At 49.0% G+C, this 14586-nt stretch carries 20 protein-coding genes; 5 read left to right on the top strand and 15 right to left on the bottom strand.

Features of this window, described 5'->3' with window-relative positions; translation table 11 throughout:
* Nucleotides 1-15 precede the first annotated feature (15 nt).
* The 9 genes from DESHY_RS11270 to selD all read right to left on the bottom strand — a co-directional run bounded on the left by DESHY_RS11270 (nucleotide 16) and on the right by selD (nucleotide 8615).
* Nucleotides 16-1296, bottom strand: coding sequence for a phenylacetate--CoA ligase family protein (locus tag DESHY_RS11270; protein WP_174269715.1), 1281 nt, complete (start codon nucleotides 1294-1296; stop codon nucleotides 16-18).
* 7 nt (nucleotides 1297-1303) lie between these two features.
* The gene (locus DESHY_RS11265) at nucleotides 1304-1894 is read right to left on the bottom strand and encodes an indolepyruvate oxidoreductase subunit beta (protein ID WP_008412858.1); all 591 of its coding nucleotides are present in this window, start codon (nucleotides 1892-1894) and stop codon (nucleotides 1304-1306) included.
* The gene (iorA, locus tag DESHY_RS11260; protein WP_008412856.1) at nucleotides 1891-3693 is read right to left on the bottom strand and encodes an indolepyruvate ferredoxin oxidoreductase subunit alpha; all 1803 of its coding nucleotides are present in this window, start codon (nucleotides 3691-3693) and stop codon (nucleotides 1891-1893) included. Before iorA ends, DESHY_RS11265 begins: the two co-directional genes overlap by 4 nt.
* Nucleotides 3694-3710: 17 nt before the next feature.
* Nucleotides 3711-4505, bottom strand: a complete 795-nt coding sequence (locus DESHY_RS11255; protein ID WP_048818096.1) for an energy-coupling factor transporter transmembrane component T family protein — start codon at nucleotides 4503-4505, stop codon at nucleotides 3711-3713.
* Nucleotides 4489-5340 (bottom strand): energy-coupling factor ABC transporter ATP-binding protein, encoded by an 852-nt coding sequence (locus DESHY_RS11250; RefSeq protein ID WP_008412852.1) that lies wholly within the window; start codon nucleotides 5338-5340, stop codon nucleotides 4489-4491. The genes DESHY_RS11255 and DESHY_RS11250 overlap by 17 nt, the downstream gene beginning before the upstream one ends.
* On the bottom strand, nucleotides 5319-6203 hold the full coding sequence (locus DESHY_RS11245; protein WP_008412851.1) for an energy-coupling factor ABC transporter ATP-binding protein: 885 nt from the start codon (nucleotides 6201-6203) through the stop codon (nucleotides 5319-5321). The genes DESHY_RS11250 and DESHY_RS11245 overlap by 22 nt, the downstream gene beginning before the upstream one ends.
* Before the next feature lie 21 nt (nucleotides 6204-6224).
* On the bottom strand, nucleotides 6225-6773 hold the full coding sequence (locus tag DESHY_RS11240; RefSeq protein WP_008412849.1) for a tryptophan transporter: 549 nt from the start codon (nucleotides 6771-6773) through the stop codon (nucleotides 6225-6227).
* A gap of 224 nt (nucleotides 6774-6997) precedes the next feature.
* The gene (yedF, locus tag DESHY_RS11235) at nucleotides 6998-7591 is read right to left on the bottom strand and encodes a sulfurtransferase-like selenium metabolism protein YedF (RefSeq protein WP_008412847.1); all 594 of its coding nucleotides are present in this window, start codon (nucleotides 7589-7591) and stop codon (nucleotides 6998-7000) included.
* On the bottom strand, nucleotides 7572-8615 hold the full coding sequence (gene selD / locus DESHY_RS11230; RefSeq protein WP_082210496.1) for a selenide, water dikinase SelD: 1044 nt from the start codon (nucleotides 8613-8615) through the stop codon (nucleotides 7572-7574). The genes yedF and selD overlap by 20 nt, the downstream gene beginning before the upstream one ends.
* 249 nt (nucleotides 8616-8864) lie before the next feature.
* Between selD and murI the strand changes: the two genes are divergently transcribed.
* Both murI and DESHY_RS14325 read left to right on the top strand, forming a co-directional pair.
* Entirely contained in the window at nucleotides 8865-9674 is an 810-nt protein-coding gene (murI, locus tag DESHY_RS11225; RefSeq protein WP_008412843.1) for a glutamate racemase, read from the top strand.
* Nucleotides 9675-9732: 58 nt separating this feature from the next.
* On the top strand, nucleotides 9733-9891 hold the full coding sequence (locus DESHY_RS14325; protein WP_162829807.1) for a hypothetical protein: 159 nt from the start codon (nucleotides 9733-9735) through the stop codon (nucleotides 9889-9891).
* 111 nt (nucleotides 9892-10002) lie between these two features.
* On the opposite strand, the gene DESHY_RS11220 is transcribed toward DESHY_RS14325, so the two are convergent.
* The 3 genes from DESHY_RS11220 to DESHY_RS11210 all read right to left on the bottom strand — a co-directional run bounded on the left by DESHY_RS11220 (nucleotide 10003) and on the right by DESHY_RS11210 (nucleotide 11522).
* On the bottom strand, nucleotides 10003-10599 hold the full coding sequence (locus DESHY_RS11220) for a superoxide dismutase (RefSeq protein ID WP_008412841.1): 597 nt from the start codon (nucleotides 10597-10599) through the stop codon (nucleotides 10003-10005).
* A 96-nt stretch (nucleotides 10600-10695) separates the two neighbouring features.
* Nucleotides 10696-10875, bottom strand: a complete 180-nt coding sequence (locus tag DESHY_RS11215) for a hypothetical protein (protein WP_008412840.1) — start codon at nucleotides 10873-10875, stop codon at nucleotides 10696-10698.
* A gap of 86 nt (nucleotides 10876-10961) precedes the next feature.
* Entirely contained in the window at nucleotides 10962-11522 is a 561-nt protein-coding gene (locus tag DESHY_RS11210) for a peroxiredoxin (protein WP_143147759.1), read from the bottom strand.
* Between the two features lie 205 nt (nucleotides 11523-11727).
* Here DESHY_RS11210 and DESHY_RS11200 point away from each other — a divergent pair, with 205 nt between their 5' ends.
* From DESHY_RS11200 to DESHY_RS14315, 3 genes are read left to right on the top strand one after another with little or no spacing between them, the layout of a single operon-like run.
* The gene (locus DESHY_RS11200; protein WP_008412834.1) at nucleotides 11728-12252 is read left to right on the top strand and encodes a hypothetical protein; all 525 of its coding nucleotides are present in this window, start codon (nucleotides 11728-11730) and stop codon (nucleotides 12250-12252) included.
* Between the two features lie 5 nt (nucleotides 12253-12257).
* Nucleotides 12258-12419 carry a hypothetical protein gene (locus DESHY_RS14065; RefSeq protein ID WP_008412832.1) on the top strand — a complete coding sequence of 54 codons (162 nt, stop codon included), beginning with the start codon at nucleotides 12258-12260 and terminating at the stop codon, nucleotides 12417-12419.
* Between the two features lie 53 nt (nucleotides 12420-12472).
* Nucleotides 12473-12631: a hypothetical protein gene (locus tag DESHY_RS14315; RefSeq protein ID WP_162829806.1), complete on the top strand. Its 159-nt coding sequence runs from the start codon at nucleotides 12473-12475 to the stop codon at nucleotides 12629-12631.
* 102 nt (nucleotides 12632-12733) lie between these two features.
* Here DESHY_RS14315 and DESHY_RS11195 read toward each other — a convergent pair whose 3' ends face one another.
* The 3 genes from DESHY_RS11195 to DESHY_RS11185 form a co-directional block, all read right to left on the bottom strand.
* Nucleotides 12734-13174, bottom strand: coding sequence for a hypothetical protein (locus DESHY_RS11195; protein ID WP_008412830.1), 441 nt, complete (start codon nucleotides 13172-13174; stop codon nucleotides 12734-12736).
* 114 nt (nucleotides 13175-13288) lie between these two features.
* Nucleotides 13289-14161: a CBS domain-containing protein gene (locus DESHY_RS11190; RefSeq protein WP_008412826.1), complete on the bottom strand. Its 873-nt coding sequence runs from the start codon at nucleotides 14159-14161 to the stop codon at nucleotides 13289-13291.
* Nucleotides 14158-14508, bottom strand: coding sequence for a hypothetical protein (locus DESHY_RS11185; protein WP_008412824.1), 351 nt, complete (start codon nucleotides 14506-14508; stop codon nucleotides 14158-14160). The genes DESHY_RS11190 and DESHY_RS11185 overlap by 4 nt, the downstream gene beginning before the upstream one ends.
* Nucleotides 14509-14586 lie beyond the last annotated feature (78 nt).

The raw sequence follows: 14586 nt of genomic DNA, 5'->3' as shown, positions 1-14586 counted from the left end.
GGGTAAGTGCGGTTATTAAACAGTTTCTCTTAAATCGAAAACACGTTTGCTTTTCTTTTCTGACCTGGGCAAACTGCCGTAGGCCACCGGTGCCACTTCGCATTGGATACCAATGCGAGATTTAATATTTCTGCGGCATTCTTCGCTCACTTGCAGATGGTCAAAACCGTCCCGCACCTCAACTTTAATTAGCAAATGGTCTTTACCTGCCGACCTGGTAAGAATCATCTGGTATTCACTGCCGGCACCCGGTGATAATTTCAGTACATGATCAATTTGCCCCGGGTAAATATTTACTCCTTTTATTTTAACCATGTCATCCGTTCTGCCCAGCACCCGGTCAATCATGGGAAAGGGGGATCCGCAATCGCAACTTTCCAAGCGCAGCCGGGTAATATCGTGGGTGCGATAGCGCAGTAAAGGCATGCCTTCCTTGGTTAAGGTAGTGATCACCAGTTCTCCCTGCCGGCCGGGAGGCAGTTGTTCACCGGTGGTCGGTTCAATTATTTCGAATAACAGGTGATCAGCCCAAAAATGCAGGCCGTTATGCCGCGAACAATCAATAGCAATACCGGGGCCGTAGATTTCGGTAAGACCGTAAATGTCGTAGGTTTCAATGTTTAATAATTCTTCAATACGCTGCCGCATTTGGTCACCCCAGCGCTCACTGCCAAAAATCCCCTTGCGCAGAGCCAGCCGCTCTTTAATACCCCGCCGATGAATTTCTTCCGCCAGCAGCAGCCCGTAAGAAGAGGTGCCGATAAGTACGGTGGTTTGCAAATCTTCCATCATTTCCAGTTGCTTATCTGTGTTACCTGGGCCGGTTGGTATGGCCATGGCCCCCAAACGCTCGACACCTGCCTGAAAACCAATACCGGCGGTCCACAAGCCGTAGCCCGGTGTGACCTGTACCCGATCCCGACGGGTTACTCCCGCCGCAGCCAGACAACGGGCCATCATATCTGCCCAAATGTTAACATCACCGGCTGTGTAAGGTACAATGATAGGTTTGCCGGTGGTGCCGGAGGAAGAATGTATGCGAACCACCTCTTCATCCGGCACTGCCTGCAACCCCAGGGGATAGCCCGCCCGCAGTTCTGATTTGGTGGTAAAGGGTACCCGGGCAAAATCTTGTATTGTTTGTATTTGTTCAGGCTTAATGCCTGCTTCATCCAGCTTGCGCCGGTAAAAGGGTGATTTTTCATAAACACGCTGGATTAACCGGGCAAGCTGTTTTTCTTGCCGGGCAAAAAGTTGCCGGTAATCAAATTGGCATTCCCTCTGCTGCAACAGCATTGACAACTTAAGCACCTCCTATTGCTTGCCGACCCAAGGCAAAGGCTCTTTGATTTATAGGCAACAACCGCGGCGGCATCATTTTTTCTACCACGGACTGCAAGTGATCCGCACTGAAGGGCAGCAAGTCCAGGGCAGACAGCGCTCCCAGCAAGACCATGTTGGTTGCTTTAAAGGTGCCTGCCTGGCTGGCTAAGGCCGTAGCATCAAATAAATGTAGAGTGGCTGTTCTTTCTTGGAGAAAAGCAGTTAACTGCCTGGTATCATAGGTGGCCAGGCCCAGGGAAACTGATACCGGCTGAATGGTGGCGGTGTTGGCCAGCACTACCGCTCCTTTTTTTACCTTATTAATCGCCCGTACAGTTTCCGCCAGTTCCAACCCCAGCAATACGTCCGCCTGACCGGTGGGGATTAAGGCACTGTAATCTCCCTGCCCCATGCGTACCTGGCTCATGACTACGCCTTCCCTTTGCGCCATGCCGATAACCTCGGAAGTCCGTACAGGCAGCCCGGCCTCCATTGCTGCCCGGGCTAAGATACGGGAAGCCAGCACGTTTCCCTGTCCACCCACACCGGCAATCAAGATATCCAGCCTCATTCTACGTCACTCCCCTCTGTAATGGCTTCGCTGGGGCAAATTTGCCGGCACAAATCACAACCTGTACAGGCGGCGCTGATGACCGGTGCCTGTTCCCCGCCGGCAATGGCCGGACAACCCAATTCTTCAATACACAGCCGGCAATTAAGACACTTTGCCGGATCAATTTTCCTGGGTGCTTTGCGTTCCTTTGCCACCGCCACACATTCCCGCCTCATAACAACCAGGGAAACACCGTTGAAAGCCAGCGCCTCCTTGGCTGCCGCCAGTGCCTCCCGGTAAGCAAAGGGATCTGCCACCTTAATCAGCGGTACCCCGCAGGCTGCTGCCAGTTTTGCAATATCCAGCGGCTGTACGTTTTCGCCGCTGACATTCCGGTTAAGGCCAGGGTGGCTCTGGTGGCCGGTCATGGCGGTAGTCCGGTTATCTAATACCACCACCGTTAAGTTAGCCCGGTTGTGCACAGCGTTTATCAAACCCGGCAAACCGGTATGGAAAAAGGTAGAATCCCCCAGAAAAGCAACCACCTTGCTGTCTTTCACCACCAGTTGGAGACCGGAGCCTATCGTAATACTGGCACCCATGCACAGGCAGGTATCCACTGCATGCAGGGGAGCCATGTTACCCAGGGTATAGCAGCCGATATCCCCGGTAAAAACAGCCTTGCTGCCGGCGGCCGCTTGTTTAAATATATAGAAGGACGCCCGGTGCGGGCAGCCGGCACACAAAACCGGCGGGCGCACAGGCAGAGGAGGCAGGCTGATATTTTCCGGGGCAGGCAGCTCTAAATGTAAAAAATTGGCTAAAATTCCTTTAATCTTGTCAGTGTCCAGTTCTCCCTCCCGGGGTACCAAGTGATTATGTTTGCCGCTGACTGTCAGGGATATGCCGTGCCGATAAATTAACCCTACAAGTTGGTCTTCCAGCACCGGTTCCTGTTCCTCCACCACCAGCACTTGATCAAGTTGTTGGATAAACTTTAATACCAAATTATGGGGCAGCGGGTAGGGGGTGCCGATTTTTAGCACCGGCAGGTTAAGCTTTAACTGGGCCAGAGCTTCTTTGACGTAATGGTAGGCAACGCCGCCGGCGATAATGCCTAAGCGACCGTCACCGGGCAGAACGGTATTAAAGGGGCTGTTTTCAAATATATCCCGTGCCTTTTCCTGTTGCCGGTTGAGCCAGATATGCCGCTGGGCAGCCAGGCTGGGAAAAATAACCCACCGGGGGTCCTTTTGAAAACCTGTGTCAGCCTGTTCGGTTATATATTCACCGGCCACTTCCACATCCTGGCAAACATGGCAGGTACGGGTGGTGGGCCGCAGAATTACCGGCAGTCCCAGCTCTTCGGACAGCCGGAAGGCTTCCCGGGCCATATCTTTAGCTTCCTGGGGATCAGCCGGGTCCAACACCGGCAGCTTAGCAAACTGGGCAAATTTGCGGGTATCCTGTTCGTTTTGCGAACTGTGCGGTCCTGGGTCATCAGCCACCGCCAACACCAGACCGCCCTTGACCCCAATATAAGCCAGGGTCATCAGGGGGTCGGCAGCCACATTTAAACCCACTTGTTTCATGGTGACCATGGCTCTGGCTCCCGCATAACAAGCTCCTGCCGCCACCTCCAGAGCAGCTTTTTCGTTAACTGACCATTCAACATAGAAGCCCCGTTCTTTAGCCAGTTCAGCCAGGGTCGTTAAAATCTCGGATGAGGGCGTTCCCGGGTAGCCGGTAACCACTTGCACGCCGGCCTCCGCCGCCCCGTAGGCAATGGCCTCATTTCCCATTAACAGTTTCCTCATCACAACAAACCTCCGCTTTATAGTTGAACAACCCCGAATCCCTGCCATCTTAAGATAAATGCCAGCATGACTGATATCAGGGTTAATAAGATGATCATTATATCCAGCTTGGTTATGGCCGGTTCTTTATAATAGGTGCGTACCCCGCTGCCGTAGCCCCGGGTTTCCATGGCAATGGCCAGGCGTTCTGCTTTCTTCAGTGAAATTAAAACCAGCGGCAATGCCACGGCGCTATAGGCTTTTATTTTATGCCAGGGATTACCGCTGTCCACCGGACAACACCTGACCTGCTGGGCATAGCGAACCTGCACTGCTTCAGCCATAAAAGCAGGCACAAAACGTAAGGCTGTCATAAACATAAATACATAATCATAAGGCAATTTAAGTTTTTCAGTCAGCGCCAGAATAATATCTTTATACTGGGTAGTGGCCAAAAAGATGAGAAAACTCAATATTACCGTCATCATCCTGACTGCCATAGCCACCCCCATATACAGTGCTTCGCAGGTAACCGGCAGCCTTTGGCCAGGCAACAGATAAAACAGAATTTCCTGGCCTTGAAAAAAAATAATTTGTAGTATGATTAAAATGCCGGCAAAAAAAGCCAGTCCTTTTACAACCGTCCGCAAGTCTTTAAGCACTTTGCCTGCTATAGCCACCGCCACCACAGAAGATAACAGCGTTAACAAGTAGTACACATTGTTAAAAGTCAGTGCCAGTAACATTACCCCCAGGGCCCAGGCCAGCTTGCTGAGAGGATTTAAACTATGCACCACTGATTCGCGGTAAACATATTCAATTACCCTGGCCATCGCTGCTGCCTCCGTTCGCCTTGTGTAAATGCGCAACCATTTCTTCCACCGTCAAGACAATTTGTGAACCAAGATTTAGCGTTTCTTTTAACCGGTTTGCCAGTTGAGTTATTTGGGGTGGCTCCAACAGTGTTTGGGCCAGCAACCGGGGTTGGCTGAAAACCTCTCTGGTCAACCCGTCCGCAATCACCCTGCCCTGGCAAAGAACAACCACCCGCCGGGCATACCGGGCCACCAGGTTCATATCATGGGTAATAAACAAAACGGTATGTCCCCGCCGGTTCAGGCAGCTGATCAGATCCATGATCTGCAGGCTTTCCCTGGCATCCTGCCCGGTGGTAGGTTCATCTAAAATAATTACTTTAGTTTGCATGGCTAATACAGCGGCCAGGGCCACCCGCTGGCGCTGACCCCGGCTTAACCGGTGGGGATAAACCTGGGCCCACTGCTGCAAACCTACATCCTGTAATGCTGCGGCTACTCTTTGTTCAATTTCACGCCGTGGCAAACCAAGATTTTCCAAACCAAAGGCTACTTCCTTTTGAACTGTGTCATGAAAAATTTGGTGGTCCGGGTTTTGAAACACGAACCCCACCTGCTGGGCCAAATGAGAGATGCGGGCTGTGGCAACATCCTGCCCGCACACCATGACCTGGCCCGGCCGGGGACGCAGCAACCCGATACAATGCTTAACCAGTGTTGTTTTGCCGGCACCGTTCTGTCCCACCAGGGCAACCAGCTCGCCCGGATAAATTGTTAAGTTAATATCCTGCAGGGCCGGTTGGCCCTGTTCATAACTGTATGACAAGCCTTTTATGTCAATGAGACCTTGCATTTTTTACCTCCGCCACCGGATAACCATGTCCGGCAAAAATCAACACCTTCCTCCAGGGTAACAGGAAACAAACAACTGTCCCTGTTAAGCTGCCAGGCTAATTCAGTAACCTGGGGCAGCGTTACGCCCAGTTGGTAAACTTTAGGGTTTCCAAATACTTCCCGGGGCGTACCGGCGAGAGCTATCTCCCCGTCGGATAAAATAACTAACTGATCACAATAGCGAGCCAGCAATTCGGTTTTTTGTTCTGCCACCAACACTGTGATACCCTGCTGCCTGTTTATTTCTTTTAATACCGCAAAAATTTCTTCGGTACCCAGGGGATCCAGCTCAGAAGTTGGTTCATCCAGCACCAGAATCTCAGGTAGCAACGCCAGGGCAGCAGCAATGGCCAACCGCTGTTTTTGACCGCCGGACAGTGAGCCGGTAGACCGATATCTTAGATGACTGATACCTGCTCCGGCCAGAGCGGCAGTTAGGCGTTGTTCCATCTGTTCCGGCGGTACGCCGTAATTTTCCATGCCAAACACCAATTCTTGTTCGACATCCAGGCAGATAATCTGAGATTCCGGGTCATCCATAACGGTGCCAACCAGGCGGCCGATGGATGCTGTAGACAAGTTAACGGTCGGACAGCCGTTGAGCAACACCTGACCGCTGCAGGTGCCGCCTTCGGTGTGAGGGATAATACCGTTAACTGATTTTATCAGGGTGGTTTTGCCTGCCCCGGTGGGGCCGATTAAACCAACTATAGAGCCCTTATGAAGCTGCAAATTGATGTTTTTTAGAGCGTAAAAGTCGCTGTTAGGATAGCGGTAGCTGAATTGTTGGAAACAAACTACCGGTGCTGCCCCTTTAGTCATGACGGTTCCCCCTTGTTACGCTTAGCGATAAAGAAACTTTTTCACCGGCGCATACAGGGCCTGGGCAATCACCATGTTGATTACAGACACAGGTATTACCACGCCCACAAAGGCAGCCTGCATGGCAGACACCGGTAGGTTTAAGGCCAACCGGAAATTCAGCACTACATACAAAGTACCGCTGACCAGGGTGCCAATAAGGGTGGCTACAGAGGGTTTAAAGGAGTAGTTGCGCAGGGATAATTCAGGCAAATAACCGGCTACCAGGGCACAAGCCAGCGCACCGGCCGGTTCAGTTACCAGGTTCAGATAAGGAATAGGGGATTTAGAAAAGATCATACTTACCGCACCGGCCACAATACCGATACCTAAGGCCATGCTCATTTTAGGGCGCAGCAGTAGAATTGACAGGCAGTACATGGCAATAACAAAGTTGGGCGTAATGCCTAAAATAGCCGGGGAAAACATGCGTAATACGGCACCGATGGCAATTAAAAAGGCCACCACGGAAATTTCTTTAGTCCGGCTCATTTTGCCGATAATAACTTGTTCAGCTACGGGCTTACTCATCTTCATCTCTCCTCATCTCAAATAAAATAAAAAACCAGGCGAGAACAGCCTGGTTGCAGACACGGTAAAACTCAGCTCACCGGTACTCCCTCAGCTCACCTCAGCTCATCTCAACTCACCTCTCATATATTAAATTGTGGCAACTCAACTCAAAACTAACTCAACCTTGACAATTAGTTTAACACACAAAATCTTACCTGTCATCTGTTTTTTGCCAAAAAAGGTTACAAAGTAATGACCTGGTCGCCGCCAGTCAGGTTTTCCAAAATCTCCAGCATATTGGTAACCCGCCCTACCGCCAGTTGATCCTTTAATTTATAGTAATCCAGGCAGGTACCGCAAGCCAGCACTTCGGTTCCCCGCTCGGCCAGTCTGGTAATTTGATCCAGTACCCGGGAGTGCTGAACGGCCAAACGAACCCCAGAGTTTACCAGCATGATCAAGCGGGGAGCCGGCTTCTCCAGCAAACTGTTAAAAAAACTCACCATTAAAACTTCTCCCAAATCTTCAGCCCCGCTGCCAAAGGTATTACCGGTGATCAAATAAACAACCGATCCGGTCCGGCACCGGTCCGGCATCGTCAATACGGTGCCTGCCGCCGCCTCACCTTTGGTAATTGTGATGTAAAACTCTCCGTTCTTTTCTTCCACATTGACCTGACAGCCGGCATTTTCGGCAAAACGAGTAACATTTTCCAGCGCCACCCGGTTGTCTACAACCGATATCACAGTGCCCTGTTGTATTTCGTCTAAGGCCCGCTTGGTGTTAATGACCGGCTGCGGGCATGCCAGCCCGCGGTTATTTATCTCTCGGATCATGCAGTTGCCCCCTCCGAATAGTAATTAAACGGTCGCTTTGGGCCGCAAGCCTGCCCACTATACAGGCATCTGTAACGCCTCGCCTGTGTAATTCCCTCAGCAGGCTGTCTGCCCTGGTGGGAGATACAGCGATCAGCAAACCGCCGGAAGTTTGAGGATCAAATAAAATATCCACATCTTCCCGCCTAACTCCTTCCTCAACTTCCACCTGATCGCCCAGGTGGTTGCGGTTATTATAAGCCCCGGCCGGAATAATGCCCATGCGGGCCAGTTCCCTGGCGCCCGGCAACACCGGTATCGCGTCGGCATAAAATGTTATACTTAAGCCGCTGGCCCTAGCCATCTCGGCCGCATGCCCCAGCAAACCGAAACCGGTAATATCGGTACAAGCGGACGCTCCCAGTTCCACCATTGCTGCCGCCGCCGGTTGATTCAAAGCAGCCATGGTGGCCACCGCTTGCCTGATAACCGCTGGCGCTGCCAGATCTGCTTTAATGCCTGTGTTGATAATGCCGGTACCTAATGGCTTGGTTAACACCAAAAAATCCCCGGCCCGGGCAGTGGCATTACTGTAAATCCTAGCCGGATGGATCACGCCGGTAACCGCCAGGCCGTATTTAGGCTCATCATCCTGCACACTGTGCCCGCCGGCAATGACCGCCCCGGCTTCCCTGACCTTGTCTGCCCCACCCCTTAAAATTTCTTGCAAAATATCCGGCGACAGGCAGGCCGGAAAACATACTATGTTAAGCGCCAGCACCGGTGTGCCGCCCATGGCATAAACATCACTCAGGGCATTGGCGGCCGCAATTTGCCCAAACAAGTAAGGATCATCCACCATCGGAGTAAAAAAGTCCACCGTTTGAATAACTGCCAGCTCATCATGCAGCCGATATACCGCTGCATCATCTGATGTATCCAAACCAACCAGCAGGTTGGGATCGGTATACTTGGGCAGCCGGCACAGCACCTCTGCCAGGACCTCCGGTCCCACTTTAGCCGCTCACCCGGCAGCCTTGGTCATTTGTGTCAGTCTAACTTTATCCACTGTGCGCCACCCCCCTTTTCACAGAACATTATTAGCCCTTCGCCAAGATTTATGTACTTTCCTTTAGACAAAATATAACTTTTTATTATATAAACAAGTGCTTGGGTCATTTATTTCTTTTTCTTATACTTTAGATTTTGCTGCAAAAATAAACGATAAACTTGCTTCCTACTAAACAGGGGGGTATAATGAATTACAGCATTTACCAACTCCGAGGTGATTTTTTTGACCCAGCGGCAACCTATAGGCATATTTGACTCCGGCGTGGGCGGCTTATCCGTAGCCAAGGAAATTCGCAAGCTGCTTCCTTGCGAAGACCTGCTTTATTATGCAGACACGGCTTACTGTCCATACGGTGAAAAAGACCCGGCCGTTATCCGGCAGCGGGAAAAAAATATTGTTAAATTTTTACTGTCCAGGGGTGCCAAGTTAATTGTAGTGGCATGCAATACTGCATCTTCCGCCGGACTGGAAGAATTGCGCAATCTTTTTGCGGTACCCATTGTGGGCATGGAACCAGGTGTTAAGCCTGCTGTGGCAGCCAGCCGCAACGGCACCATTGGCGTGCTGGCCACCGGCGTAACCATAGCCGGCGACCGCTTTGCCGCTCTGGTGAAGCGTTATGCCGAACATACCCGGGTGATCACCCAACCTTGCCCGGGACTGGTGGAGTTAATAGAAAGCGGTAAACTGGCAGATCCGGAAACAGAAAAAGTTCTCCAAGGTTTTCTGCGGCCCATGCTGGAACAGGGGGCGGATACCATCGTGCTGGGCTGCACCCACTATCCATTTTTGCGTCCCCTGATTGAGCGGTTGGCCGGCTCGGACATTGCTGTCATTGACACCGGTGCTGCTGTAGCCAAACAGGTTCAAAAGGTACTTTTTGAACATAACCTGGCCGTGCCGGAAGGCCCCCCGGGCAGTGAACAATTCTTTACCAGCGGTAATCCGCAAGAAGTGGCAAAGGTGATGCGCACTCTCTGGCTGCATGATAACCTGCAGGTACAAAGCCTGCCCCTAAAAACCACCGAATAAAAAAATGCGGCAGAACAATGCCGCATTTCAGAGCATCAACAAAAATTAGCGGTGGCTTATGATCCCCTTTGGCTCCGGTCTACGCACCGACAGCACTATGATTCGCTCCGGTCGCCCTTGGGGTCGCCTCAAACGGGCCTTCCTGGCCCGGTTCGGCTGGCGCCCACGTCCTGTGGGCGCCACCCCAAGGGCTCCTTTCGCTCATCAAGTGCTGTGACCGGTGCTTCGACAAGTCGCCGGCAGGGGATCATAAAACCACCTCACTTTGTTTTACAACCTTTGTTTACAGTCTAAATGCGGCAGAACAATGCCGCATTTTATCGTTATTTTATTTCAAACAGGCAGCTAAACGGCGGTTAACATCCTCCCAGTTAACCAGGTTCCACCAGGCTTCTACAAAGGCAGCCCGTTTATTTTGATATTTCAAATAGTAGGCATGTTCCCAGACATCCAGCGCCAGCAGTGGGATAACACCCCACTGGGTGAGATTCTGGTGCTTTTCTGCCGTTAATATTTCCAGCTTTTTAAATACAGGGTTGTAACATAACAGAGCCCAACCGGAACCTTCCACAGCTACAGCAGCAGCAGACATTTGCTTTTTAAAAGCTTCAAAACTGCCAAAGGATTTATCAATTTCCGCAGCCACCAGGCCGCCGGCGGGTCCCCCGCCGTTTGGTGACATATTCTCCCAGAACATGGTGTGCAGAATATGGCCTGAGCCGTGAAAAGCCAGTTCTCTTTCCCAATGTTTAATCAGGGCATAATCTCCTTTTTCTCTGGCTTCTGCCAGTTTGGCTTCAGCATTGTTCAACCCGTCCACATAGGCTTTATGGTGGGCATCATGGTGCAATCTTACGGTCTGCTCATCATAATAAGGTTCCAGTGCATTATAATCATAGGGTAATGGCGGCAATTCATGTTTCATTTTAACTCCTCCGTTTCTTACTTTTATGGTTGATATACCAATATTATAATGCACTTTAACTAATTGTTTATTACCCGTTCCTTACATAAGAATTACTTAAATGCAATCTTCCCGAAAGGTCTGGCAAAAGGTCTCCGCCAGCAGCATTACATGGTCAATAAATTCGGCGGAAAAGATAAAGTCGTGGCCGGTAAAAAAAACGGGGTTTTCCAGAAAAACAGCCACCGGGTGCCTGCCAAATGTGTTAATAAACTGTTCTATGGAAGAAATAGTCATTTTGATCAACCTCCCGGCAGCAGTTTAACAATAAAACATGACATTTAAATTAACCGGTTGTTATTGTAAAATTAAATTTTTTGAAATTATATTCTTCCTACCATGCTAAATTCTCTTTTAATACCTGGCATGCCTGGTTGCCAGCCGGCCGGGACGCCCAGCCCGGTAGCAGCTTCATACTGCAATCCCTGGATAACCCGGATGATTTCTTCTACCCCGCGTCCTACTTCAGGAGGATACAGCGAAACATATTTTATAATTCCCTCGGGAGAGATAATAAAAGTGGCCCGATAGGTAAAACCCAGTTCTTCCCTCAGCACGCCGTATTTACGTGAAATTTCATGTGAGCGATCAGATAATAAGGGATATTGGATAGTGCGGGCTGAGGGAGAAACTTCTGCAAATACTTTGTGGGAAAAGACACTGTCCGTACTGACGGCTAATACCTGAACCCCCAGCTTTTTAAATTCTTCATGGCGGGCAGCCACGGCTGCCAGTTCTGTAGGTCAAACAAATGTAAAGTCACTGGCATAGAAAAAAAGAACCACCCATTGATTTTTGAAATCTTTTAACTTAACAGTCACCCGATTGCCCCGGTAATAAGCATCGGCAGTAAAATCAGGCGCCATTTGCTCAGGTTTAAGCAAAATATTAGGATATTGGCATGGTTTTAAATAAACTTCCGGCTGCGTTTGACCGTTCACAGGCAACACCTCCAAATCCTGCTTCTCTTTATTTTAATTTATGAGTTTAAACCAAAATTTGACACGAAATAAAACTCATGGTTATATATTTACAGTGTTAAGTTTGTCTGATTTAATTATGAAAGACGTTAAAGTAGGAGGTATGGCTATGCCCGAAAACAATGCCTGCGGTTGCAAACCCCGCAGAATTTCAAAAGGATTGCTGACCAGAGTTGCTAATTTTATCCGTGACAAATCTGTGGACGGTGTATGCGTTAAAAGTATTGCCGAAATAGCTGATGAAATGGGCTTACTGCTGCCCTCCATCCTGGTGGAGGCACTGGATAAGCTGGAACAAAACGGCACCATTCAAATTAAAGAACGGGGTCGGGAGCTAACGGATCTTACTACTTTTGTTTATATCGGTGATGATGAAATAAGCAAGCTGATGTCCAGCACCATGCTGCTAACCCACGAGCTGGCAGCAACACTGGGCGAGCATCCCCAATTTCAACAATTAAAACAACAAGTTAATGAAATAATTAATATCCTTGAACAACAAAATAAAGAAGTCCAGGAATTCCAGGCTTTTAAAAGCGGCGTGGTCAGGCAGATTGAAGCTCAGGACGGCGTGTACCATATTATCTCGAAAACTCGTTTAAATAACTTATTTATTGAAGAAACCAGAAGGTAACTGCCATGAAGATTGATAAGCAAAGTGTTATCATCAGCACGGTTGTACTGGTGGGCAGTTCTGTTACTCAATATCTTCTGTACCGTCACATTGACTGGGCTTACAGCATTTTAACGGCTATTGTGTTCATTGTTTTAGCTCCTTATATCAATAAGAAAAATAATTAAACCGGGGTTTAACGCCCCGGTTACAGAGTGTCGACATGCATTAGCGGTGGCTTATGATCCCCTTTGGCTCCGGTCTACGCACCGACAGCACTATGATTCGCTCCGGTCGCCCTTGGGGTCGCCTCAAACGGGCCATCCTGGCCCGGTTCGGCTGGCGCCCACGTCCTGTGGGCGCCACCCCAATGGCTCCTTTCGCTCATCAAGTGCTGTGACCGGTGCTTCGACAAGTCGCCGACAGGGGATCATAAAACCACCTCACTTTGTTTTACACCTTTGTCTACAGTCTGAAACCGGGGTTAAACGCCCCGGTTAGTTTATTGCGGCCAGCCTGCAGCAGGATCTTTATCAAATTCCAGCCCGATTAAAGAAATGGAATCATCAAAAATGTCCGGGCTGCGGTGTTCCTTAAAACGCAAAATCAGGCCAAACATAGGAGACTTTTGGTTGAGTTCTTGCATTTTCTGCAAAATCTGACCGGCTTTGTGACGGGCAAATTTAATAGCAAAGCCAACACCATCCGTAAAGGCCAGATAAAGCAAATAGGCATCTTCATCCCGGTTGTATTGCCAGCGGTACTCAAATTTACCGGTATGTGCCGCAGCAATACGGTTATTGGGATGAATTGTTTGATAGGGAACAACAAAATCAGGGTGTTCTAAAATAATCCCCACCGTTTCTTTGGCTTTCCTTGGTTTAATAGTGCCGATACTGCCGCTAACGGGCTCAATTATTTTAATATTAGGTTGCGCTGTCACTACGTTTAAGCCCCCTCTGGATTTAAGCAATAAGTTATCTATCCATGTTATCTATTTATATAAAGTACATTTTAAGCACATCGCTATTAAAATCACTAGTTGACATAATATATACTACGCACTTTCCCAGGCCGTTTCAGAAGCTAAATACCTCTCTGCTATTACCAGCGGCAGTTTCTCTTGCTTAGCCCTGGTTGATGCCAGGCTGGCTGAATTCACAAGATTTATTACCATGCTTCTGGGATTTGACGTGATCAGGTTTTGCTGCCGGCTTGCGGCAAGTCCCGCTGCGGCAGTAATTTTAATATTATTACTAAATTTATGGTTAGCGATTGCTTTTAACAGCACTTCTGCCAGAGCTTCACATTTAGCCGGGTCGTAGCCGGTCAGCAGGGTAAATTCATCTCCCCCGAACCGGCAAAGATAAGCATCTGCCGGTGCGTAGGTTTGCAAAAGCACAGCTACTTCTTTTAAAATTAAATCCCCTTGGGTGTGCCCGTAGGCCTTGTCTATTTGTCCGAACTCATTGAGATCAATGAAAATGACAGATATTGCACTGCCCTTTTCCAATAGCTCTACACCCATTTGATAGATATATTCACTACGGTAGAGTCCGGTAAGAAGGTCGTAGTGTTTACCCAGTTCAGCATAAAGACGGCTCTTGTTAACCAACCCCACCAGCCTATCGTTTTCTTGAACCAGCAGTGTTTTAATTTCATATTGTTCAAACAACCGCTTAGCTTGCCACAGAGATGTCTCAGGGGCAACCGAAATAACCCTTTTGGTCATGGCATCTGCTACAATTCTGTTAGGATGGGTTTTTCTTATATCCCCGCAGGTCAATACCCCCACCAGTTTACCATTGTGCAAGACGGGCAGGCAGCTAACGTTATTTTCATCCATCGTTCTTTGCGCTTTGCGTACGCCATCATAAGCATCAACGGTAGTAACCGCTTTTCTCATAATATTGGAAACACAGTACATCATAGGTCGATAGACTTGCTAACATGCAGCACGATATTAATTTGTGCTTTAATTATGTTAGACTCGTTAGCAACTTTCCCCCCTTCTTCTAAAATTAACGGGATAAGCCGATCCCTGGTCAGCATATGGGTTAATGACTTTCTAATAACAATGGCTTCAATAACCGGGTGGTCCACCTCAATTATTTCGTATTGTTCCGGAGACAAAATATCTACCATTCGCCTGGCAGCTTCCGGTCCTATGGGTGCCTTCCTGCCCACCAGCAAAACGTCTTGCATGGGGGGAACTTCAAACTCAGAAACACGCATGGTGATTTCTGCCTTCCTGGTCGATTCGACAAAATCGCTCATAATTTTTCACCTTGAGATGGTATATTTTAAATTCCTGCATATTTTATCATATGATAAACTAAAAAGCCATTAATGATT

It is taken from the genome of Desulforamulus hydrothermalis Lam5 = DSM 18033 (genome assembly GCF_000315365.1).
In the GTDB taxonomy this organism is placed as follows: domain Bacteria; phylum Bacillota; class Desulfotomaculia; order Desulfotomaculales; family Desulfotomaculaceae; genus Desulfotomaculum; species Desulfotomaculum hydrothermale.
The sequence above is the reverse complement of the archived record's forward strand: the minus strand, read 5'-3'. Positions and strand labels throughout refer to the sequence as shown.

Excerpts from the sequence above, each read along its gene's own strand:
- DESHY_RS11245 (WP_008412851.1), bottom strand. The coding sequence starts at position 6,203 with ATGACTAAAGGGGCAGCACCGGTAGTTTGTTTCCAACAATTCAGCTAC.
- DESHY_RS11270 (WP_174269715.1), bottom strand. The coding sequence starts at position 1,296 with ATGCTGTTGCAGCAGAGGGAATGCCAATTTGATTACCGGCAACTTTTT.
- DESHY_RS11185 (WP_008412824.1), bottom strand. The coding sequence starts at position 14,508 with ATGAGCGATTTTGTCGAATCGACCAGGAAGGCAGAAATCACCATGCGT.
- DESHY_RS11240 (WP_008412849.1), bottom strand. The coding sequence starts at position 6,773 with ATGAGTAAGCCCGTAGCTGAACAAGTTATTATCGGCAAAATGAGCCGG.
- DESHY_RS11215 (WP_008412840.1), bottom strand. The coding sequence starts at position 10,875 with ATGACTATTTCTTCCATAGAACAGTTTATTAACACATTTGGCAGGCAC.
- DESHY_RS14065 (WP_008412832.1), top strand. The coding sequence starts at position 12,258 with ATGAAGATTGATAAGCAAAGTGTTATCATCAGCACGGTTGTACTGGTG.
- iorA (WP_008412856.1), bottom strand. The coding sequence starts at position 3,693 with ATGAGGAAACTGTTAATGGGAAATGAGGCCATTGCCTACGGGGCGGCG.
- yedF (WP_008412847.1), bottom strand. The coding sequence starts at position 7,591 with ATGATCCGAGAGATAAATAACCGCGGGCTGGCATGCCCGCAGCCGGTC.
- DESHY_RS11265 (WP_008412858.1), bottom strand. The coding sequence starts at position 1,894 with ATGAGGCTGGATATCTTGATTGCCGGTGTGGGTGGACAGGGAAACGTG.
- DESHY_RS11200 (WP_008412834.1), top strand. The coding sequence starts at position 11,728 with ATGCCCGAAAACAATGCCTGCGGTTGCAAACCCCGCAGAATTTCAAAA.
- DESHY_RS11190 (WP_008412826.1), bottom strand. The coding sequence starts at position 14,161 with ATGATGTACTGTGTTTCCAATATTATGAGAAAAGCGGTTACTACCGTT.
- DESHY_RS11255 (WP_048818096.1), bottom strand. The coding sequence starts at position 4,505 with ATGGCCAGGGTAATTGAATATGTTTACCGCGAATCAGTGGTGCATAGT.
- DESHY_RS11250 (WP_008412852.1), bottom strand. The coding sequence starts at position 5,340 with ATGCAAGGTCTCATTGACATAAAAGGCTTGTCATACAGTTATGAACAG.
- DESHY_RS14325 (WP_162829807.1), top strand. The coding sequence starts at position 9,733 with ATGATCCCCTTTGGCTCCGGTCTACGCACCGACAGCACTATGATTCGC.
- DESHY_RS11220 (WP_008412841.1), bottom strand. The coding sequence starts at position 10,599 with ATGAAACATGAATTGCCGCCATTACCCTATGATTATAATGCACTGGAA.
- DESHY_RS14315 (WP_162829806.1), top strand. The coding sequence starts at position 12,473 with ATGATCCCCTTTGGCTCCGGTCTACGCACCGACAGCACTATGATTCGC.